The organism is Speluncibacter jeojiensis (assembly GCF_029589495.1).
GTDB classification, from domain to species: Bacteria; Actinomycetota; Actinomycetes; order Mycobacteriales; family Mycobacteriaceae; genus Speluncibacter; species Speluncibacter jeojiensis.
The window spans coordinates 485,342-504,876 of sequence record NZ_JAAIVF010000002.1 but is presented as its reverse complement, the minus strand read 5'-3'; the positions used below and the strand labels follow the sequence as shown (position 1 = coordinate 504,876).

The following is a 19,535-nucleotide window of genomic DNA, read 5'->3' as shown; positions in this document are numbered from 1 at the left end:
GCGAGGTGCACGCAGGCTGTGTGAGGTCACCGCAATGGCGGTCAGGTCAGGCCCCGCCGACGATCTTCATGATGTCCGGGTAGTTCGAGAGCTCCCAGCCGCCGTCGACCATCAGGCTCGAGCCGGTGATGTAGCCGGCGTCGTCACTGGCCAGGTACAGGCACGGCGCGGCGATCTCGTCCGGCGTGGCGGGCCGGCCCATCGGGATGCGCTCGAGGAAGCCGGTGAGCAGCGGCTCGTAGCCGGTCACCCCGGCAACCAGCGGGGTGTCGACGAGTCCGGGCAGCACGGTGTTGACGCGGATGCCGTGCGCGGCCAACTCGAGCGCGGCGTTCTTGCCGAACATCTCGACGCCGGCCTTGCCGGTCACGTAGGGACTGCCGCCGTGCATCGGGACGTGTGCGTTGAGCGACGCGACGTTGACGATCGCGCCGCCGCGCTCGACCATGTGCCGCGCCTCGTGCTTGGTGCACAGGAACACGCCCTTCTGCACCAGGTCGATTGTGAAGTCCCAGTCCGACTCCTCGAGGTCGAGGATCTTGCCGCCGCGCGCTGCCCCGGCCACGTTGAATGCCAGGTCGAGTGCTCCGAATCGTTCGACCGCGACCCCGACGGCGGCGGCGACCTCACTCTCGACGGTGACATCGGCGGTCGCCCCGACGAACCGGTCGCCGAGTTCGCCGGCCATCCGGTCCAGCGCCTCGCCGGTGATGTCGATGCCGACGACCGACGCGCCCTCGCCGATCAGTCGCGTTGCGACGGCCGCACCGATACCGGATGCCGCGCCGGTCACGACGGCGACCTTACCGGCAAAGCGCGAACCGTCGAATGTGTTGTCAGCCATGGGAAACCTCCACGAGAACCTTCATGCGGCGACCATCGGACGCCGCCTGCACGCCGTCGACCACGTCCGCCAGGGGGACGCTCGACGTCCAGCCGTCGAGCGGATAGGCGCCTGCCGCCATCCGGTCGATCACAGTACGGAACTCGTCGCGCGAATAACAGAGCGACGACATCAGCCTCATCTCGCCGAACATCATCGCGTAGGTGTCGAGTGCCACCGGTTCCTTGTAGGTCGCCAGCAGCACGACCGCTCCGCGGGCCCGTACCGCGCCGAGCGCCGTATGCACCGCGACCGCCACGCCCGCGCACTCGAACACCGCGTCGGCCCCGGCACCGGCACCCGAGTCTCGCACCGCCGCAACCGGGTCGACCGACTCCGGATCGATCGCGTCGAAACCGAGTGCGGCGGCGACCTTTCTGCGCTCCGACGACCGCTCGCTGAGCAGGATCCGGTCGACTCCGCCGGCACGCAGGTTCAGCGCGGTGGCGATCCCGATGGGACCGGCCCCGATGATCAGCGCCGTCTGCCCCGGCGCGATGCCCGACAGCTCGACGGCGTGCAGCGCGACGGCGAGCGGTTCGACGACCGCCGCCTGTTCGAGCGTCACCGAGTCGGGCAGCACGTGCACGTTCGCCGCGGGGACCACTGTGCGCTCGGCCAGCCCGCCGCCCGGCGCGTTGATGCCGTGGAAGGCGGCGACCTCGCACAGGTGCTCCAGGCCGCCGCGGCAGCGAACGCACGTGTCGCAGTGGTAGTTCGGCTGCACGACGACGCGGTCACCCACGGCGATGCCGTCCACATCGGCGCCGAGTTCGCTTACCGTGCCGGAGAACTCGTGACCGAGGATCTGCGGTCCGCACACGCCGGTCAGCGGATGCGGCTGCGAGGAGATCCCGAACGCGTGGACCATGCCGAGGTCGGAGCCGCAGATCCCGTTGTACGCCACGTCGATCAGCACATGACCGGGCTGCACCCGCGGCTCGGGGACCTCCTCGACACGCAGGTCGTCGATGCCGTGCAGGACAGCGGCTCTCATTTCTTCGCCGCCAGTTCCGCCTCGTACTTCTCGGTCATGTGCGCGATCGCGGCGTGTTGCGCCTGGTTGTCGTTGTCGCGGCGTCCGCCGGCCCGCGCCGCGGCGTCGAACAGCGGCTGCGACTGGCCCTGGAAGTGCGGGGCCACCTCCTGCGCGATCAGTTCGAAGGACCGCCTGGTGGCGGCCGGGTTGGCCCAGTCGGTACCCATGATCAGCATCGAGCCGAAGCCGCCGGACTGCGCGATCAGCTTGTCGACCAGCTCCCGGGCCTGCGCGGGTGTGCCGATGATGCCCATCCCCGACTGGTTCATGTACTTGATCATGTCGTCCATCGCGGCTCCGCCGGAGCCGAAGTGCGGGAACGCCGCGACCTTGCCGAAGTAGTCGATCCACTCGCCGAGCCCGTACCGCACGTCCTGCTGGGCCTGCTCCTCGGTCTCCGCGATGTGCATCGGGCACACCAGCCGCCACTGGTCGCGGTCGACGGTGGTGCCGTAGGTGGCGGCGCGTTCCTCCATGATCCCGAAGTGGTGGCCGAGCGCGTCGAAGCCCTCGGGGGTGAGCGTCGCGCCGATCGAGAGCAGCCCGAGCCCGTGTCGTCCGGCCAGCCGCGGTCCGGTCGGGGAGGCGACGCCGGCGACCACGATGTCGAAGCACGGGTGCGAGTAGGGGCGCAGCTGCAGTTGCGCGTCGACGAGCGTGTGGGTCTTGGTTGTGGCGGTCACCGATTCACCGCGCAGCAACCGGACGACGATGTCGAGGTTGTCGTCGAGCAGTTCGCGGCACTCGGTGGGGTTCAGCCCGATCATCGCGGAGTCGGTGGGCAGCGAACCCGGGCCGACGCCGAGCATGACGCGGCCGCGGGTGAGGTGGTCGAGCAGGACCATGCGGTCCGCGACCCACAGCGGGTTGTGGTAGCTCAGCGAGGTCACGCCGGTGCCGAGCTTGATGCGCTGGGTGCGTTGCGCAGCCGCGGCGATGAAGATCTCCGGGCTGCCGATGATCTCGCTGCCGGCGGAGTGGTGCTCGCCGATCCACGCCTCGTCGAAGTCCATCCGGTCCAGGTGTTCGACGAGGTCGAGGTCGCGCTGCAGTGCGACGGTCGGGTTCTGTCCGATGGCGTGGTGCGGTGCGATGAAAGCGCCGAAACGTAGCCTGCCCATGCGTTCTGCTCCTCGGGATTCCGATGGGGTGCGGTCCTGAACGACGTTAGGATTCGCCGCGACCGGGAGACAGTGCACTTTGGTGGACAGTTCTCCGACGCCCGTGCCGTGACGACCCGAACTGGTGGTGATGTGAGGTGACCGAGGTGTCGTTGCGCACCGCCGACTACCAGCGCGTGTTCGCGGTGCTCGACCGGTGCGAGAGCGTCCGCACGGTGTCGGAGTTCCGGTCGCGGATCGTCACGGCGATGACCGAGGCGTTCCCGATGCGGGTGGCGACCTGCTTCGTCGGCGACAGGTTCGACACCCAGCTGTCGGATCCCGACGCGACCTTGGCCGGGGCGGGGTCGTGGGAGAGCAAGCGCTCCGACTATCACCGGCACTGGGCCAGGCACGACGTCTTCGGCACTCCCGAGGCGCGGCGGCACCTGGATGCGGGGCGGGTCGCCTCGCTGCGGGACCTGCGCGAGCTGCCCGACGAGTCGGCCGCGTACGTCCGCGACTACCTCGATGCGTTCCAGATGAGATCGGTCAATGCGATGCAGCTCGACCTGCCCGGCACCGGCCGCGCGATCGTCGGTCTGTTCGATACCGACGAGAACGCGCTCGGCCCAGCCGATCTCGCGGCGCTCCGGTTGCTGGCGCGGCAGCTGTCGGTGCTGACCCGGAGCCTGGACGCGGAGCCCTTGCGTGACGTGCTCGCGCCGCTCACCGAACGTCAGCGCCAGGTCGCGCGGCTGGTCGCCGACGGGCTGAGCAATGCGGCGATCGCGCGCCGGCTCACGCTCACCGAGGACACGGTCAAGAAGTATGTCAGCCGCATCCTTGCCGCGACCGGGTGTTCGTCGCGGACCCAGTTGGCGGTCGACGTGCAGCGCCAGGGGTTGCGGCCGGGCTAGTTCGTCCGCACGCCGCCGCAACCCGCCACCTCGCACAACCTGCGTGGACCTCACATGACCCCGGTGCTGTGCGAGGTGCACGCGGGTTCTGCGAAGTGGTGAGAGGCCTGACGACCGGACCGGCTCAGCCAAGCCCGGCGACCAGCACGCCGAGTCGTGGCACGACCCGCCGCGCCATCCACGGCAGGGCGGGATCGGCCGGGTCGGTGACGATCCGCGGCTCGGTCAGCCGGTACTGCCTGCCCCGGTACCGGACCTCGGGATCGCCGGCCGCCGCGAGGACGTTGCGGACCCAGTCGCTGTCCGACCCGTACAGCAGCACGATCGCGATCGACCCGCCCTTGCGCAGCGCCATCACCGGGGTCTGATAGATGCGGCCGGACTTGCGCCCGCAGTGGACCACCAGCGCCCACGGCGGCACATACGGTGCCCAGTACTTCTGCAGCCGGTTGTGGGTCGCCTTGTTGAAGCGCGGCAGCCAGTTCGGCATCATCGACGGTGTCGTCGGAATCTGCTTGTCACCCATTGCCTCTCCAATCGGGAACGGTCAGGAACGCGAATACTCCGATGCTCGCCGGATCTGCTCGTCGCTGGGGCGCACACCCGTGTACAGCGCGAACTGCTCCGCCGCCTGCAGTGCGCTCACCGCGGTACCGAGGATCACCTGCTTGCCCGCCTTACGGGCGCGCCGGACCAGCGGCGTCTGCTCCGGGACCGCGACCACCTCGAACACTGCGGCGGCCGCGTCGACGGCCTCGGCGGAGAAGGCCAGGTCCGCGGACTCCGCGCCGCCGTCCATCCCGACCGGGGTGGCATTGAGCAGCAGCGCGGGCCGCAGCTCGCCCAGTTCGCTGCGCCAGCCGAAGCCGTATCGCTCGGCCAGCAGCCGCCCGGTCTGCGGGTTGCGGGCGACGACCGTCACATCGTCGAATCCACTGTCGCGCAACGCCGCCACCGCGGCCTTGGCCATGCCGCCGCTGCCGGCGACCGCCGCCGGACCCTGGACGGCGGGCAGCAGTGCGCGCACCGCCAGATAGTCGGTGTTGTACGCCGTCAGCAGCCCGTCGTCGTTGACGATGGTGTTGGCCGACGCGATGACCGCCGCGGACGGGTCGACGACGTCGACGAGGTCGAGCACGTCCTCCTTGAACGGCATCGACACCCCGCACCCGCGGATCCCCAGCGCCCGGATCCCCAACATCGCCCCTTCGAGATCGGTTGTGGTGCACGCCTTGTAGACGAAGTCCAGCCCCAGCTCGCCGTAGAGGTAGTTGTGGAACCGGGTGCCGAGGTTCGAGGGACGCCCGGCCAGCGAGATGCACAGCCGGGTGTCCCTCGTCAGGTGGTTCACCAGATCCGCACCCGCTCGGCCGGATCGAGGTAGAGCGCGTCGCCCGCGGCGACGTCGAACGCGGCGTGGAAGTCGTCGACGTTGCGGATCACGCCGTTGCAGCGGAACTCCGGCGGCGAGTGTGGGTCGATCGCCAGCCGGCGGATCGCCTCGGACTCGCGGGCCTTGGTGCGCCACACCTGCGCCCAGCCGAAGAACACCCGCTGGATGCCGGTGAGTCCGTCGATGGCCGGCGGTTCGGCGCCGTCGGTCGCGATCCGGTAGGCGGCGAGCGCGATCGACAGCCCGCCGAGGTCGCCGATGTTCTCGCCGATGGTGAGCTCGCCGTTGACCTTGTGCCCGTCGAGGCCCTTGGGTGAGAACTGACCGTACTGCTCGATGAGCGCCCTTGTGCGCTTGCCGAATTCGGCACGGTCGTCGTCGCTCCACCAGTCGACCATGTTGCCGTCGCCGTCGTACTTGGCGCCCTGGTCGTCGAAGCCGTGCCCGATCTCGTGCCCGATGACCGCGCCGATCCCGCCGTAATTGGCGGCGTCGTCGGCGTCGGGGTCGAAGAACGGCGGCTGCAGGATCGCCGCGGGGAAGACGATCTCGTTCATGCCCGGGTTGTAGTAGGCGTTGACCGTCTGCGGGGTCATGAACCACTCGTCGCGGTCGACCGGTCCGCCCAGCTTGGCCAGGTCGCGGTCGTGCTCGGCGGCATACCCGCTGCGGTAGTTTGCGACCAGGTCGCCACGGGTCACCTGCACGGCCGAGTAGTCGCGCCACTTGGCCGGGTAGCCGATCTTCGGGGTGAACTTGTCCAGCTTGCGCAGCGCGGCCTCGCGGGTGGCCGGACTCATCCACTCGAGTACGGAGATGTTGCGGCGATACGCCTCGATCAGGTTCGCGACCAGCTCTTCCATGCGGGCCTTCGAGGACTCCGGGAAGTGCTGCTCCACGTAGAGCTTTCCGACGGCCTCTCCGAGCAGGTCCTCGACCAGCGAGACGCCGCGCTTCCAGCGGTCGCGCAGTTCCTCGGTGCCGGTGAGCGTCTTGCCGTAGAACTCGAAGTTCTCCTGCACCAGCTCGTCGGTCAGATACGGCGCGCGGGAGCGGATGACGCGCCAGCTCAGCCACGCCTTCCACTCGTCGAGACCGCGCTCGCTCCACAGCTGCGCGGCGCCGGTGAGGAAGCCGGGCTGACGCGCGACGACCTCGTGGAACGACTCCTCGGTGCCGCCCAGTGCGAGCGCCCAGGCGCGCCACGGGAATCCGGGGGCGAGCGTGTCGAGGTCGGCGAGGGTGTGCAGGTTGTAGGTCAGGTCGGCATCGCGGTTGCGCACCACGTCCCAGTGCGCCGCGGCCAGCGCCGTCTCCAACTCGAAGATCCGCTGCGCGAGCGCCTCGACGTCGTCGAACCCGGCGAGCGTGAGCATCGCCGCGACGTGCGCGACGTACTTCTCGCGGATCGGCGCGTAGGTGTCCTCGCGGTAGTACGACTCGTCGGGCAGGCCCAGACCGGACTGGTTCAGGTGCACCAGGTAGCGCTCGGAGTCCTTCGCGTCGGTGTCGACGAAGTTGCCGACCAGCCCGCCGACGCCGACCCGCTGCAGCCTGCCCAGCAGTGCAGCCAGCTCGTCGCGGTCGGCGACGGCGCGCACCTGGGCGAGCTCCTGCTCGAGCGGGGCCAGCCCGGCCGCCGCGACCGCGTCGGTGTCCATGAAGCTGGCGTAGAGGTCGCCGATCTTGCGGGTGATCGAACCGGGCTCGGCGTCGGCGTCGGCCGCGGACTCGATGATCGAGCGCACGTCGACCTCGGCGCGGTCGTAGAGGGTCCGGAAGGCGCCGTCGACGGCGCGGTCGGCGGGGATCTCGTGATCGGTCAGCCAACGCCCGTTGACGTGGACGAACAGGTCGTCCTGTGGCCGGGTGGCCGGGTCGAGGTGGGTGAGGTCGATGCCGGACTTGATCGAATCGGACTGCGCTGCGGTGGTCACCGTTTCATCCTTACACCAGGATGCCGATTCTTTCAGCGGCCCACGGGACCGGGCATTTTGCTTGACCGGTCGGTAATGCAACTCCTATCGTGACGATCGACCGATCGGTTCGGACCAGAGAGAGAAAAGAGCTGCGTCATGCCTCGTATCCACGGAAGACCCCGCGCCGGCGGGCGGTCCCTGAGATGGCGCGCCGTGACGGCGTGCACGGCCCTGGGGATCGCCGTCGCCGGTGCCGTGCTGCCCGCGACCACCGCGTCCGCGGCGCCCGACGCCACCCCCGGGACCGTCGTCTCCAGCACGCCGCTCGCGAGCAACCTGTGGATCCCCGGCACCGGGCAGGCGGATCGGGTTACCTACTGGTCCACCGGGCCCGACGGCGCACCCGTGCAGACGACCGGCGCCGTGTACGTCCCGAAGGGCGCCCCGCCGGCAGGCGGCTGGCCGGTGCTCTCGTGGGCGCACGGCACCGTCGGCCTCGCCCCGGACTGCGCGCCGTCGGTCGCCGGACCGGCCGCGCGGGACCGCGACATGGACTATCTGGGCACCTGGATGTCCAAGGGCTACGCCATCGTCGCCACCGACTACGCGTTCGTCGGCAACCCGGGCGTGATGCCGTACCTCGACGGCAAGGTCGAGGCCCACAACGTGGTCGACATGGTCAAGGCCGGGCGCAACCTCGACTCGAGCCTGTCGAACAAGTGGGTCGTCATCGGGCAGTCGCAGGGCGGCGGCGCGGCCATCACGACCGCGCGGTACGCCACCGAGTTCGGCGGTCCCGGGCTCGACTACCGCGGCGCGGTCGGTACCGGAGTGCCCGCCTACATCGAGAGCATCGTCGCGACGTTCGCGCCGGGCTTCCCGCCGGTCGCGCTGCCCGCGGGCATGACCGCCTACGGCATGTACATCCTTGCCGGACTGAATGTCTCGCACCCGGAGCTGAACGTCCCGTCCTACCTGAACGCCACCGGCAAGCAGTGGCTGCAGAAGGCGTCGACGATGTGCCTGGAGCCCTTCGAGAACGAGATCAAGGGCACGGTGCTGTCATCGCTGCTGACCAAGCCGCTCTCGTCGCTGAACGCGAACGGCCTGCTCTCGAGTTACATGGGCGTGCCGGAGAGCGGTTACGACAAGCCGTTCCTCATCGGCCAGGGCCTCAAGGACACCGACATCGTCATGCCGGCGACGCTGCTGTTCGGCACCCGGCTGGTCGCGAACCACCAGCCGGTGACGTTCAAGACCTATCCGACCGACCACAGCGGCACCATGGCCGCGTCGCTGCCCGACAGCGTTCCGTTCGTGCAGAAGCTGTTCGCCGGTCAGACCCCGGCGCCGGGCTTCGGCAGCGCGGGCGGCTCCGGGTCGGTCTCGGGCAGTGCCGGCACCGCGAGCGCCGGCGCGGTCGGCACCCTGCTGGGCAGCTCGGGTAGCTGACCCTCGCGCCACCGGCGCATCCGCGCGCGGTTCTCGTCGACGAACAGGTCGAAGGCCCGGTCGACGTGCGCGCGGTCGCCGGTGGCGAGGAGGTGCAGCAGCAGCCCGCGGATCTGGGCCAGCACGAGCGTCGCGTACAGCGAGGCCTGATCCGGCGGGCACCCGGCCCGCAGCACGATGCGCTCGAACGCGGTCAGCCAGTCGTCGACGAAGTGCGTGAGGAACCGGCGGTGCTCGTCCGGCTCCAGCAGTGCCTGCGCGAACACCTCGAGGGTGAGCCGGAACCGCGGCAACTCGTCCGGCGCGGTGCGCGCGGCCCACCAGGCCCGCATCACCTCGGTGGGGTCGATCTCGCCGGCGCCGGCGGTGGCGAAGTGGGCCAGCTCGGCCGGCATCGACTCGCGGCGCAGGTTCTCGACGACGGTGGAGAGCAGTTCGTTCTTGGAACCGAAGTGGTGCAGCAGCGCGGCGTGTGAGACGCCGACGGCCTTGGCCAGCGGCCGCATCGCGACCGCCGTGGTCCCGTGTTCGAGCACGTAGTCGGTGACCGCCCGGAGCAGCTGCTCGCGCCGGCCCGCGTACCGCAGCCGTCGGCCGTCGACCGGTTGGTCGTCGCTGGGCTGGGACTCGGGCACGACTTCAGCGTAGCCAGTCGTATGGGTCGGCTAGACCACGATGTTCACGGCGCCGAGGTGGCCGTCGGCGGTGGGGACGACGGTGACCAGGCCAAGCGGGTCGAAGATCGCGTCGGTGGCGTTGGTGACGTTGCGCTCGCGTCCGGTGTGCAGGTTGTAGGGGTCGGTGGCGTAGATCGCGTCGATCAGGGCCTCGTCGAAGTACAGCTGGGTGGTGCGCACGGTCTGCCGGTCGATGTGCACCTTGAGGTGGATGTGTGTGGTCCGGCCCGTGTACCAGCCCGGGAAGACCGTGGTGAAGCGGACGACACCCGCACCGTCGGTGACCTGCGCGCCGCGCAGGAAGGTGTCGTGGTCGGTGGGCGCGAAGAAGCCGTTGCCCTCGCTGTACGAGCCATGCGACACCTCGACCTTGCCGGGCGCGGGTGCCTGCTCCGGGGGCGCGCCGTCGTTCGCGGAGCGCGAGGACGACTCGAACCCGGAGTAGGCGCCGCTCGCATCGCAGTGCCACAGCTCGACCACCGCGTTCGGGATGGCGCCGCCGCCCTGAGGGGTGCAGGACGCCGTGTCCTGCACGCGCACAACGAGATCGAACCGCGATCCAGGTCGGCCCTCGCGGATGTCATTGCGGATCGAGTCGACGTCGAACCAGTACGGTCCCTGCGTCTGCTCGGGTATCGCGACGCACTGCGGCGCTCGGGTCAGCAGCGCCGGTACGTCGGGCGTGGTCGCCGCTTCTGTCGCGCCGGGGCCGGGAGACCGGCCCGACGAGCAGGCGGCGATCAGTCCGGACAGCCCGACGGCGCCGCCGACGGCGAGTACCCGTCGGCGGCCGAATCGTCGGGCCCGTCCGTCGTCAGTTCCCGAGCCGCGCATGCATCTCCCAGACGATGATCTCGGCGGGCTCGGAGGCCGAAACCCGTTGTCCGCCGGTGTTCGTCAGGCGCACCGCGTCACCCTGGTCGAGTCGGCCGGCGCCCTCGAAGTCCACGCTGCCCTGTGCGACGAACACGTGCACGAACGGAGCGTCGGGGAGAGTCACGGCGTGGCCGGGCTGCAGCCGCGCCACATACATCGCGGCGTAGCGGTTGCGGATCGTGATCGCCGACTGTCCGGCGTGCTGCGGCATGCCGGAGGCGACGGGAACCAGTGCGCCGCTGAGCAGTTCGTCGTCGATCTCGACCTGCTCATAGCCGGGTTCGATGCCTGCGGTGTCGGGGGCCACCCACATCTGGACGAACCGCACCGGCTCGTCGTGCTCGTCGGCGTTCGCGCCGGACAGCCGCCAGGAGTCGTTCTTCTCCGAGTGCAAGATGCCGGTGCCGGCGCTCATCCGTTGCGCCAGGCCCGGGTAGATCACGCCGGAGTGACCCATGGAGTCCTGGTGCACCAGCGACCCGCGCACCACCCAGGTGACGATCTCCATGTCGCGGTGCGGGTGGGTCTCGAACCCCTGGCCGGGCACCACGATGTCGTCGTTGTTGACCAGCAGCAGCCCGTGATGGGTGTTGTCGGGGTCGTAGTGGTGGCCGAACGAGAACGAGTGGTTCGAGTCGAGCCAGTCGATCTTCGTGCGCGGACGGTCGCCGGCGCGGCGGACGTCGATGATGGGTGTGGTCACGTGGGTTCCTCCGGAGTCGAGCGTAGCGGTCCGGCCGATGGGCCGATGCCCGCGCAGTGGCGCGGGCTCGGCCTACTCCTGTCAGTCGCCGTCGGTGACGCTCTCGTGGGCGGCGGGGATCGACCCGAGCCGGCCCGCCTCGTAGTCCTCGAACGCCTCGAGCAGTTCGGCCTTGGTGTTCATTACGAACGGTCCGTACATGGCGACCGGTTCGCGAATCGGCTTGCCGCCCAGGATGAACATCTCCAGCGCGTCGGTGCGTGAGTCCTGCGCGTCGGCCGCGGAGATCTCGAGGAAGTCTCCCTTGCCGAAGACCGCCATCTGGCCCATGTGCACCGGACGCCGCTCGGCGCCGACGGCGCCGTCGCCCGCGAGCACGTAGGCGAGCGCGTTGAACTCCTGGTTCCACGGCAGCACCAGGCGTGCCCCCGGCGCGATGGTCGCGTGCACCAGGCTGATCGGCGTGTAGGTCGAGCCGGGTCCGTGATGGCCGTCGACCTCGCCGGCGATCACGCGCACGAGCGATCCGCCGTCGTCGGTGGTGAGCAGGCTGACCTTCGATCCGGTGATGTCCTGGTAGCGCGGCGCGGCCATCTTGTTGTCGGGGGCAGGTTCACCCACAACTGGACGCCGTGGAACAGTCCGCCGCTGACGACGAGGTGTTCCGGCGGCTTCTCGATGTGCAGGATGCCGCCGCCGGCGGTCATCCACTGGGTGTCGCCGCCGCCGATCGTGCCGCCGCCGCCGTTGGAGTCCTGGTGCTCCATGATCCCGTCGATCATGTAGGTGACGGTCTCGAAGCCGCGGTGCGGGTGCCACGGGGTGCCCTTGGGCTCGCCGGGCGCGTACTGCACCTCACCCATCTGGTCCATGTGGATGAAAGGGTCGAGGTGGGCCAGGTCGATCCCTGCGAAGGCGCGGCGGACGGGGAAGCCCTCGCCCTCGAAGCCGCGGGGTGCGGTGGTGACCGAGTAGACGGGGCGCTCGGCGGCGTCGGCGCGGGGTGCGCCGATCCGGGGGAGTGCCAACTGGTCGGGTGCGGTGATCGCCGGCATCGGTTGCTCCTGTCTTCTAGTTGATTATTCAACTAGTTGTCTCAACACTACCACCCACCAGATATTCCGGCACCGCCTCGTACCGCCGACCGACGACGAACATCGTCGTTTTCTTGCCTGGTCAGAGCGGTCGGGAGCACGCTGGATACGTCCACCGAACCGCGCGGCCGTGCGCGCTGCGCGATCCGCTGTCGGGGTCGAGCCGCCGGGAGGCCGCCATGGTCAAGGTCAGTCCGCAGGTGCTGCGCCACGGTCTACGGGCCTACAACAGTGTCTGGCAGTACCGCGCCGACGAGTGGTGCCGGCTCGAGGAGGCGGCCGTCCGGCTCGCGGGAGGTGTGTCGACGGACCGGCCGCTGTCGATGCTGACCGAGACGGTCGAGGCGATGCTGGCGCAGTTGCAGCCGGTCGAGCGCTACTGGGCGTTCCCCGGCGCCCGCGGCTTCGCCCGGATCCAGCGGCTGTTCGCCTCCGGCGACCACGCCCGGTTCGCGCGCACCGTCGCCCAGGTGAATCGGGCGCTGACCACCGAGTCCTACCGGCACGACGGCACGCTCGCCCCCGTGTCCGGCGACCTCGAGGGACTCGACGACGCGCCCGCCGAGCACGAGGCGACGGAGGACGCGCCGACGCGCCCGTACTTCGAGGTGCTCGTCGTCGAGGCGATGACCGAGGCCCAGGAGCGGGCGCTGCGCCGCGAGCTGCGCCGCTGGCGCCGTCCGGACGACCAGTTCGTGTACGAGTTGGTGATCGTCGGCAGCGCCGAGGACGCGCTGATTGCGACCCGCGTCAACGTCGGCCTGCAGGCCTGCGTGATCCGTCGCCAGTTCACCCACCGTTCCGGGCAGCACGCGTCGTCGCTGACCAGCCTGGTCGCCGCCGACGTCGCCGCGGACCTGGCGGCGCCGACTACCGAGGAGCGGGTGCGGCTGCTCGCCCGCGCCCTCACCGAGACACGGCCGGACCTGGACCTGTACTTGATGACCGAGATCGAGGTCGAGGGGCTGGCCGGACGGCTCGGCCAGGACTTCCGGCGGGTCTTCCATGCGGGGGAGGGGTCGCTGGACCTGCACCTGAGCCTGCTCGACGGCATCGCCGCGCGGTACCGCACGCCGTTCTTCAGCGCGCTGCGCGAATACAGTCACCGGCCGACCGGGGTCTTCCACGCGCTGCCGATCTCGCAGGGCAAGTCGATCATCAACTCGCACTGGATCCGCGACATGGTCGACTTCTACGGGCTCGACGTGTTCCTGGCGGAGACGTCCGCCACCTGCGGCGGGCTGGACTCGCTGCTCGAGCCGACCGGTCCGCTGCGCGAGGCGCAGCAGTTGGCGGCCAAGGCGTTCGGGTCGCGGCAGACGTACTTCGTCACCAACGGCACCTCGACCGCCAACAAGATCGTCGTGCAGGCCCTGCTCGCGCCCGGTGACATCGTGCTGGTCGACCGGAACTGTCACCAGTCGCACCACTACGGGCTGATGCTCGCGGGCGCGCAGGTCACCTACCTGGACGCCTATCCGCTCAACCGGTATTCGATGTACGGCGCGGTGCCGATCCGGGAGATCAAGGCCCGGCTGCTGGCGCTGCGTCGCGCCGGCAAGCTGGACCGCGTCAAGCTCGTCATGCTGACCAACTGCACCTTCGACGGCGTGGTCTACGACGTCGAGCGGGTGATCGAGGAATGCCTGGCGATCAAGCCCGACCTCGCGTTCCTGTGGGACGAGGCCTGGTTCGGGTTCGCGCGGTTCCACCACGTCTACCGTCGGCGGACCGCGATGCACGCGGCGGCGGCGGTGCGCGAGCGGCTGCGCCGACCCGGGTCCCGCGAGGACTACGACCACTACGCGGAGGAGATCGCGGGCCTCGACGACGACGCGCTGCTGGACCGGCGGCTGATGCCCGATCCGGCGCGGGCGCGGGTGCGCGTCTACGCCACCCAGTCGACCCACAAGACGCTCACGTCGCTGCGGCAGGGATCGATGATCCACGTGTTCGACCAGGACTTCGACCAGAAGGTCGAGGAGACGTTCCACGAGGCGTACATGACGCACACGTCCACCTCGCCGAACTATCAGATCCTCGCCTCGCTCGACGTGGGTCGCCGGCAGGCCGCGCTCGAGGGAGTCGAGCTGGTGCAGCGGCAGGTCGAGAACGCGATGCAACTGCGCGACGCCATCGACAACCATCCGCTGCTGCGCAAATACATGCACTGCCTGACGACGGTCGAGCTGATCCCCGGGCAGTTCCGTCCGGCGGGCATCGGCCAGCCGCTGCGGTCGGGGCTGCACAACATGGAAACAGCTTGGGGGCAAGACGAATTCGTGCTCGACCCGTCGCGGGTGACGCTGTACATCGGGGCCACCGGGATCGACGGCGACACCTTCAAACGCGCCGAGCTGATGGACCGCTACGGCGTGCAGATCAACAAGACCTCGCGTAACACCGTGCTGTTCATGACCAACATCGGCACCACGCGCAGTTCGGTCGCCTACCTGGTGGAGGTGCTGGTCAAGCTCGCGCACGAACTCGACGACCGGATCGCCGACATGAGCCTGACCGAGCGGGCGATGCACGAGAACGCGGTCGTCCGGCTGACCAGTTCCTCGGCGCCGCTGCCGGACTTCAGCGGATTCCACCCGGCCTTCCTCGAGAACGACGGCGCTGCGGAACCGACGCCGGACGGCGACGTGCGCCGCGCGTTCTTCCTCGCCTACGACGACAACCTTTGCGAGTACCTGACCCCGGACGAGGTCGACGAGAAGCTCGATGCCGGCGACGCGGTGGTGTCGGCGACCTTCGTCACCCCGTACCCGCCAGGTTTCCCGGTGCTGGTGCCCGGGCAGATGTTCAGCCGCCAGATCGTGTCGTTCCTGCGCAGCCTGGACACCCCCGAGGTGCACGGCTACCGGCCGGAACTGGGCTACCGGGTCTACACGACCAAGGCGCTCGAGATCGCCGGCGGATAGGGCGCGTCAGCGGCCGTCGCAGGTGAAGGCCGCGTCCGCGGTGCACACCGCGACGTCGGCGCGCAGTGTGCTGCGATGGGTGGGCCGGGCCTCCTCGTAGCGGCGGCGGCCGGCGTCGGTGAGGCTGGTCCACATCGCACGCCGATCCGTGGTGCACACGTTGCGGGCGAGCAGGCCGTCCTTCTCCAGGCGGGACACGAGCCGGGACAGCGCGCTCTGACTCAGGTGCACCAGCTCCGCGAGCGTCGCCATCTTCATCTTCGGCTCGTCGTGCGTGTACAGCTGCTCGAGCACGTCGAACTCGCTGGAGCTCAGCCCGTGCGCCGACCCGAGGGCGCGGTCCAACGCACAGGTCAGCCGGTGATAGCGCCCCATCACCTCGTGCCACGACGCGGCCAGGGCGTCGTCGTCGACCGGGCTGACGGTGCGGGCGTTCATGGCCGCATCTTAGCAGATGCGACCGCATAATATGCATCTAAATATTATGCTTGTGCATTTAATGCGTATGCATCTAATGTTTCCCGCATGACCACAACCACTCAGGCCCCGCTGCGGGCGTCACACCTCGCGCCGGACATCCACGCGACCGTCGGCACCGCCACCGGATGGAGCCGGCGGATCTGGCTGCTGTTGGTCGTGCTGTGCGGCGCATTGTTCCTCGACGGACTGGACGTCTCGATGGTCGGCGTCGCACTGCCTTCGATCGGTGCAGATCTGCACATGGGCCAGGCCCAGTTGCAGTGGATCGTCAGCGGTTACGTGCTCGGCTACGGCGGGCTGCTGCTGCTCGGCGGTCGCGCCAGCGACCTGATCGGCCGGCGATCGGTGTTCCTGAGCGCGCTGGCGGTCTTCGGGCTGGCCTCGGTCGCCACTGCGCTGGTCGACGTCGACCTGCTGATCATCGCGTTGCGCTTTGTCAAGGGCGTGGCGGCGGCCTTCACGGTGCCGGCGGGCCTGTCGATCATCACCACGACCTTCGCGGAGGGTCCGGCCCGCAACAAGGCGCTGAGCATCTACACGGTCTGCGGTGCCAGCGGCTTCTCGCTCGGGCTCGTGTTCGGCGGCCTGCTGACCGAATTGAGCTGGCGCGCAACGCTGTTGTTCCCTGGTCCGGTGGCTCTGGTACTGCTCGCGGTCGGGCTCAAGGTGGTACCCCGCGCGGCCGGCCAGGGCTTCCGGCTCGCACACTTCGACGTGCTCGGCGCGCTGACCAGCACCGGTTCGCTGCTGGTGTTCGTCTACGCGGTGGTGCAGGCGCCGCAGGCCGGCTGGGGTTCCGGCAGCACGGTCGGCCTGCTGGTGGCCGCGGCGGTGCTGCTGGCCGCGTTCGTGGCGGTCGAGCGTAGGCACGCGCACCCGTTGCTGCGGTTGGGGATCCTGCGGTCGGTGCGCCTGGTGCACGCCAACCTGGCCGGAATGGCGATGTTCGGCGGATACGTCGCCTTCCAGTTCGTGGTGACGCTGTACCTGCAGGACTCGCTGCAGTGGTCGCCGCTCGCGATGGCGCTCGGCTTCCTGCCCGCCGGACTGATAGTCGTGGCCAGTGCCACCAAGATGGACAAGGTCCTCGACCGGGTGCCGACACCGCTGATGATCGCGGTGGGACTGGCCGCCTTCGTGATCGGCTACCTGCTGTTCCTGCGGGTGCAGCCGGGCATGGGCTACGCGGCCTTCCTGCTGCCGACGATCATCCTGCTCGGCGTCGGGTTCGCGCTGTGCTTCCCTGCCGTCAACTCGCAGGCCACCGCCGGCGTCGACGACGACGAGCAGGGCCTGGCCTCGGGGCTGGTCAACACCAGCATCCAGCTCGGCGGCGCGGTGATGCTGGCCGTGACGACCGCGATCCTCGGCAGCGCCGGCCGCCCGACCGCGGGCGCACTGATCCCGGGGATGATCCCGGCGGTCGCGGTGGTCTCGGCGCTGACCGTGACCGCGCTGGTGGCGACGATCGGGGTGATCGTGCGCCGGCGGTGAGCCGGGCGCGAGGGCGGGAGTGGTCCCGGCCCCCACTGGGGGGGGGTCGGGACCACTGCCGTTCGCGTTCAGTGGTGGTGCGCGCCGTGTCCCGCATGTGCGCCGAGGTGGTCGTGGCCGACGTGCGGGGCGTGGTCGGCGTGTTCCGGCGCCCCGCCGACCGCCACCGTGAATTCGGCTGTCCGGACGGTGTTCTCGTGCTGGAAGTCGAGGAACAGCCGGTAGGTTCCGACGCTCGGCGCCTGCGCGTGGAAGGTGATGTCGGGGCCGGCCGGGGTGACCCCGTCGCCGGGCTCGCCCTGCGGGTGGACGTGGAGGTAGGCCAGGTCGCCGGCGCGCAACGCCACCAGGTGTCCATAGGCGCCGAGGTACGGCTGCAGGTCGGTCACGGGCCGGCCGTCGCGGCTCACCGACAGCGTCAGTGGGCCGCCGGCGGTGGCCAGGTCTCCCGCGAGCGCGACGCGGTAGCCGTCCACCTCGGTGGTGCGCGAGGGTGCCGGCAGCGGGGTGGGCTCGAGTGCGCCCGCGACGTCGACCGTGCGGGTCAGCGTCAGCGCGGGACCGCCGGTGGGGTGGATGTCCGCGAACACCCGGTAGCTGCCGGCGTGCGCCCAGGTCCAGTCGATCGACCAGGTGCCGTCGTCGGCCAGGACCGGGTGCACGTGCCGGAATCCGCTGGTGTCGGTGCGGACGACGATCAGGTGCAGCTCCTTCTCGTGCTGCTCGTCGAAGGCGGTGACCGGGACGCCGGCGGCGTCGAGGATCCGGAAGCTCAGTGCGCCGGGCTCGTTCGCCGTGGCCGGCGCGGTGATCTCCGAGAGCGCGTAGCCCTGCTCGGCGACCTGCAATCCGCCGGGGACGAGGGCTGCGGCGTGATGGTGGGCGGCGTGGGCGGTGGTCATGACTGCCTCCTGTGGTCGGTTCGCAATACCCCAGTGGGGTATCAACTCGATGAGTGGAAAGTACCCCCCTGCGGTATGTGGCGCAACCCTGTCGAAAAGCTTGCCCTAGATACCCGGCGGGGGTATACATCTCGATCATGGTGATCGAGCCGCGATCGCCACCGGCGAGTCAGGAGTGATCGGGATGGTTCAGAAACGAAGTCTCGGAAGATCGCGAAAGTGGCTGGCGCTGGCGTTGATCGCGCTTGCGCAGTTCATGGTCATCATGGACACGTCGATCATCGGGGTGGCGCTGCCGCGGATGGCGGACGACCTCGGCTTCACCCAGGAGAACCTCACTTGGGTGTTCAACGCCTACGTCGTCGTGTTCGGCGGACTGTTGCTGCTCGGCGGCAGGCTCTCGGACCTGTTCGGCGCGCGCCGGATGTTCGGCCTGGGCTGGCTGATCCTGCTGGTCGGGTCCGCGGTCGCGGGATTCGCCGCGAACGTGCCGGTCGAGCTCGTCGGCCGGGCCGTGCAGGGTGCCGGCGCGGCCATGATCGCTCCGTCGGCGTTGACGCTACTGATGACGCTGTTCGGGGCGAGCCCGCGTGAGCTGACCCGGGCGCTCGCCGTCTACGGCGCCGCCGCCCCGGCCGGCGGGACCGCGGGGGTCTTCCTCGGCGGGCTGCTCACCGAGTACGCCTCGTGGTCGTGGGTGTTCTTCGTCAACATCCCCTTCGCAGTGCTGGCCCTGGCGGCGGCCCCGGTGCTGCTGCCGGGTGGTCGGGGAGCGGCGTCCGGTGGGGTCGACGTGCTCGGCGCCGCGACCGTCACCGCCGGCATCGGTGCGGCCGTGTACGGAATCGTCCGGGCGCCGCAGGTCGGCTGGGGATCGGCGGCGACCGGGGTGACCCTCGTGGTCGCGGCGGTCCTGCTGGCCGCGTTCCTGGTGATCCAGGCGCGCCGCCGCGCACCGCTGGTGCGGTTGGCGATCTTCCGCACACCGAACCTGGGCGCCGCGAACCTCGCCCAGTTCCTGCTCGGCGCCGCGTGGATCCCGATGTGGTTCTTCCTGAACCTGTACCTGCAGCAGGTGCTGGGACTCTCGGCGTTCCCCAGCGGCGCCGCGCTGATCCCGATGACGGCGCTGATCATGATCGTCATGGTCCTGGTGGCACCGCGGCTGATCGCGCGGTTCGGGCCGAAGCCGCTGGTCGTGGCGGGCCTGCTGCTGCTCGCGCTGGGGCTGGGCCGGCTCTCGCTGGTGCGCCCCGACGGCAACTTCCTCGTCGACGTCCTGCCGGCCTCGCTGGTGAGTGCGCTCGGCATGGCCCTCGCGTTCATCCCGTCGCTGGGCACGGCGATCTCCAGCGCACGTCCGGAGGAGGGTGGACTGGCCTCGGGGATCGTGAACACCAGCTATCAGCTGGGATCGGCGTTGGGGCTCGCGGTGGCGACCGCGGTCGCCGCGCTCGCCGGCACCGATGCGGTCGGCGACCTGACCGGCCTGACCGACGGGTTCTCGGCCGCGTTCGTCACCGCCGCGGTGCTCGCCGTCGCCGGCGCGGTCCTGGCCGCGGTCACGCTGCGGTCCGGAGCCCCGGCATCTGAGCCGGAGCGGGTGTCCGCCCGATGACCCGCACAGACGCCCTGCGGGACCCGCGGGTGCAGGCGGTGTTCAGGTGCACCCTGGG

Annotated in this window: 16 protein-coding genes and 1 pseudogene; 5 read left to right on the top strand and 12 right to left on the bottom strand. The window is 69.9% G+C overall.

What is annotated here, in order from left to right:
- Positions 1-46: 46 nt before the first annotated feature.
- From G4X40_RS09510 to G4X40_RS09500, 3 genes are read right to left on the bottom strand one after another with little or no spacing between them, the layout of a single operon-like run.
- Positions 47-844 carry an SDR family NAD(P)-dependent oxidoreductase gene (locus G4X40_RS09510; RefSeq protein ID WP_277831969.1) on the bottom strand — a complete coding sequence of 266 codons (798 nt, stop codon included), beginning with the start codon at positions 842-844 and terminating at the stop codon, positions 47-49.
- Positions 837-1,880: a 2,3-butanediol dehydrogenase gene (locus G4X40_RS09505; protein WP_277831968.1), complete on the bottom strand. Its 1,044-nt coding sequence runs from the start codon at positions 1,878-1,880 to the stop codon at positions 837-839. The genes G4X40_RS09510 and G4X40_RS09505 overlap by 8 nt, the downstream gene beginning before the upstream one ends.
- Positions 1,877-3,043: an LLM class flavin-dependent oxidoreductase gene (locus G4X40_RS09500; protein WP_277831967.1), complete on the bottom strand. Its 1,167-nt coding sequence runs from the start codon at positions 3,041-3,043 to the stop codon at positions 1,877-1,879. The genes G4X40_RS09505 and G4X40_RS09500 overlap by 4 nt, the downstream gene beginning before the upstream one ends.
- 137 nt (positions 3,044-3,180) lie before the next feature.
- On the opposite strand from G4X40_RS09500, the gene G4X40_RS09495 reads away from it, so the two are divergent.
- Positions 3,181-3,942, top strand: coding sequence for a helix-turn-helix transcriptional regulator (locus G4X40_RS09495; RefSeq protein WP_277831966.1), 762 nt, complete (start codon positions 3,181-3,183; stop codon positions 3,940-3,942).
- Between the two features lie 124 nt (positions 3,943-4,066).
- Here the strand turns inward: G4X40_RS09495 and G4X40_RS09490 are convergent, their stop codons facing one another.
- From G4X40_RS09490 to G4X40_RS09480, 3 genes are read right to left on the bottom strand one after another with little or no spacing between them, the layout of a single operon-like run.
- The gene (locus G4X40_RS09490) at positions 4,067-4,468 is read right to left on the bottom strand and encodes a nitroreductase family deazaflavin-dependent oxidoreductase (RefSeq protein ID WP_277831964.1); all 402 of its coding nucleotides are present in this window, start codon (positions 4,466-4,468) and stop codon (positions 4,067-4,069) included.
- A gap of 21 nt (positions 4,469-4,489) precedes the next feature.
- Positions 4,490-5,293: a shikimate 5-dehydrogenase gene (locus G4X40_RS09485; RefSeq protein WP_277831963.1), complete on the bottom strand. Its 804-nt coding sequence runs from the start codon at positions 5,291-5,293 to the stop codon at positions 4,490-4,492.
- Positions 5,290-7,272 (bottom strand): M13 family metallopeptidase, encoded by a 1,983-nt coding sequence (locus G4X40_RS09480; protein ID WP_277831962.1) that lies wholly within the window; start codon positions 7,270-7,272, stop codon positions 5,290-5,292. Before G4X40_RS09480 ends, G4X40_RS09485 begins: the two co-directional genes overlap by 4 nt.
- A 138-nt stretch (positions 7,273-7,410) precedes the next feature.
- On the opposite strand from G4X40_RS09480, the gene G4X40_RS09475 reads away from it, so the two are divergent.
- Complete coding sequence (locus tag G4X40_RS09475) at positions 7,411-8,706, top strand: lipase family protein (protein WP_408642158.1); 1,296 nt, start codon at positions 7,411-7,413, stop codon at positions 8,704-8,706.
- Here the strand turns inward: G4X40_RS09475 and G4X40_RS09470 are convergent.
- The 4 genes and pseudogenes from G4X40_RS09470 to G4X40_RS09455 all read right to left on the bottom strand — a co-directional run bounded on the left by G4X40_RS09470 (position 8,592) and on the right by G4X40_RS09455 (position 12,017).
- Positions 8,592-9,341 (bottom strand): TetR/AcrR family transcriptional regulator, encoded by a 750-nt coding sequence (locus G4X40_RS09470; protein WP_277831958.1) that lies wholly within the window; start codon positions 9,339-9,341, stop codon positions 8,592-8,594. The genes G4X40_RS09475 and G4X40_RS09470 overlap by 115 nt on opposite strands.
- A gap of 30 nt (positions 9,342-9,371) precedes the next feature.
- Positions 9,372-10,217, bottom strand: coding sequence for an intradiol ring-cleavage dioxygenase (locus G4X40_RS09465; protein WP_277831956.1), 846 nt, complete (start codon positions 10,215-10,217; stop codon positions 9,372-9,374).
- Positions 10,198-10,962, bottom strand: coding sequence for a pirin family protein (locus G4X40_RS09460; RefSeq protein ID WP_277831954.1), 765 nt, complete (start codon positions 10,960-10,962; stop codon positions 10,198-10,200). Before G4X40_RS09460 ends, G4X40_RS09465 begins: the two co-directional genes overlap by 20 nt.
- A gap of 81 nt (positions 10,963-11,043) precedes the next feature.
- Positions 11,044-12,017 (bottom strand): annotated as a pseudogene (locus G4X40_RS09455) (pirin family protein).
- 218 nt (positions 12,018-12,235) lie between these two features.
- Here G4X40_RS09455 and G4X40_RS09450 point away from each other — a divergent pair.
- Complete coding sequence (locus tag G4X40_RS09450) at positions 12,236-14,983, top strand: aminotransferase class I/II-fold pyridoxal phosphate-dependent enzyme (protein WP_277831952.1); 2,748 nt, start codon at positions 12,236-12,238, stop codon at positions 14,981-14,983.
- Between the two features lie 6 nt (positions 14,984-14,989).
- Here the strand turns inward: G4X40_RS09450 and G4X40_RS09445 are convergent, their stop codons facing one another.
- Positions 14,990-15,421: a MarR family winged helix-turn-helix transcriptional regulator gene (locus G4X40_RS09445; protein ID WP_277831951.1), complete on the bottom strand. Its 432-nt coding sequence runs from the start codon at positions 15,419-15,421 to the stop codon at positions 14,990-14,992.
- Between the two features lie 87 nt (positions 15,422-15,508).
- Between G4X40_RS09445 and G4X40_RS09440 the strand changes: the two genes are divergently transcribed.
- Positions 15,509-16,957, top strand: coding sequence for an MFS transporter (locus G4X40_RS09440; protein WP_277831949.1), 1,449 nt, complete (start codon positions 15,509-15,511; stop codon positions 16,955-16,957).
- A 68-nt stretch (positions 16,958-17,025) separates the two neighbouring features.
- Here the strand turns inward: G4X40_RS09440 and G4X40_RS09435 are convergent, their stop codons facing one another.
- A complete protein-coding gene (locus tag G4X40_RS09435) occupies positions 17,026-17,859 on the bottom strand; it encodes a hypothetical protein (protein WP_277831948.1) in 834 nt (277 codons plus the stop codon).
- 184 nt (positions 17,860-18,043) lie between these two features.
- Between G4X40_RS09435 and G4X40_RS09430 the strand changes: the two genes are divergently transcribed.
- Positions 18,044-19,477, top strand: a complete 1,434-nt coding sequence (locus tag G4X40_RS09430) for an MFS transporter (protein WP_277831946.1) — start codon at positions 18,044-18,046, stop codon at positions 19,475-19,477.
- Positions 19,478-19,535: the final 58 nt, after the last annotated feature.

Excerpts from the sequence above, each read along its gene's own strand:
- G4X40_RS09510 (WP_277831969.1), bottom strand. The coding sequence starts at position 844 with ATGGCTGACAACACATTCGACGGTTCGCGCTTTGCCGGTAAGGTCGCC.
- G4X40_RS09505 (WP_277831968.1), bottom strand. The coding sequence starts at position 1,880 with ATGAGAGCCGCTGTCCTGCACGGCATCGACGACCTGCGTGTCGAGGAG.
- G4X40_RS09500 (WP_277831967.1), bottom strand. The coding sequence starts at position 3,043 with ATGGGCAGGCTACGTTTCGGCGCTTTCATCGCACCGCACCACGCCATC.
- G4X40_RS09490 (WP_277831964.1), bottom strand. The coding sequence starts at position 4,468 with ATGGGTGACAAGCAGATTCCGACGACACCGTCGATGATGCCGAACTGG.
- G4X40_RS09475 (WP_408642158.1), top strand. The coding sequence starts at position 7,411 with ATGCCTCGTATCCACGGAAGACCCCGCGCCGGCGGGCGGTCCCTGAGA.
- G4X40_RS09465 (WP_277831956.1), bottom strand. The coding sequence starts at position 10,217 with ATGCGCGGCTCGGGAACTGACGACGGACGGGCCCGACGATTCGGCCGC.
- G4X40_RS09450 (WP_277831952.1), top strand. The coding sequence starts at position 12,236 with ATGGTCAAGGTCAGTCCGCAGGTGCTGCGCCACGGTCTACGGGCCTAC.
- G4X40_RS09445 (WP_277831951.1), bottom strand. The coding sequence starts at position 15,421 with ATGAACGCCCGCACCGTCAGCCCGGTCGACGACGACGCCCTGGCCGCG.
- G4X40_RS09440 (WP_277831949.1), top strand. The coding sequence starts at position 15,509 with ATGACCACAACCACTCAGGCCCCGCTGCGGGCGTCACACCTCGCGCCG.
- G4X40_RS09435 (WP_277831948.1), bottom strand. The coding sequence starts at position 17,859 with ATGACCACCGCCCACGCCGCCCACCATCACGCCGCAGCCCTCGTCCCC.
- G4X40_RS09430 (WP_277831946.1), top strand. The coding sequence starts at position 18,044 with ATGGTTCAGAAACGAAGTCTCGGAAGATCGCGAAAGTGGCTGGCGCTG.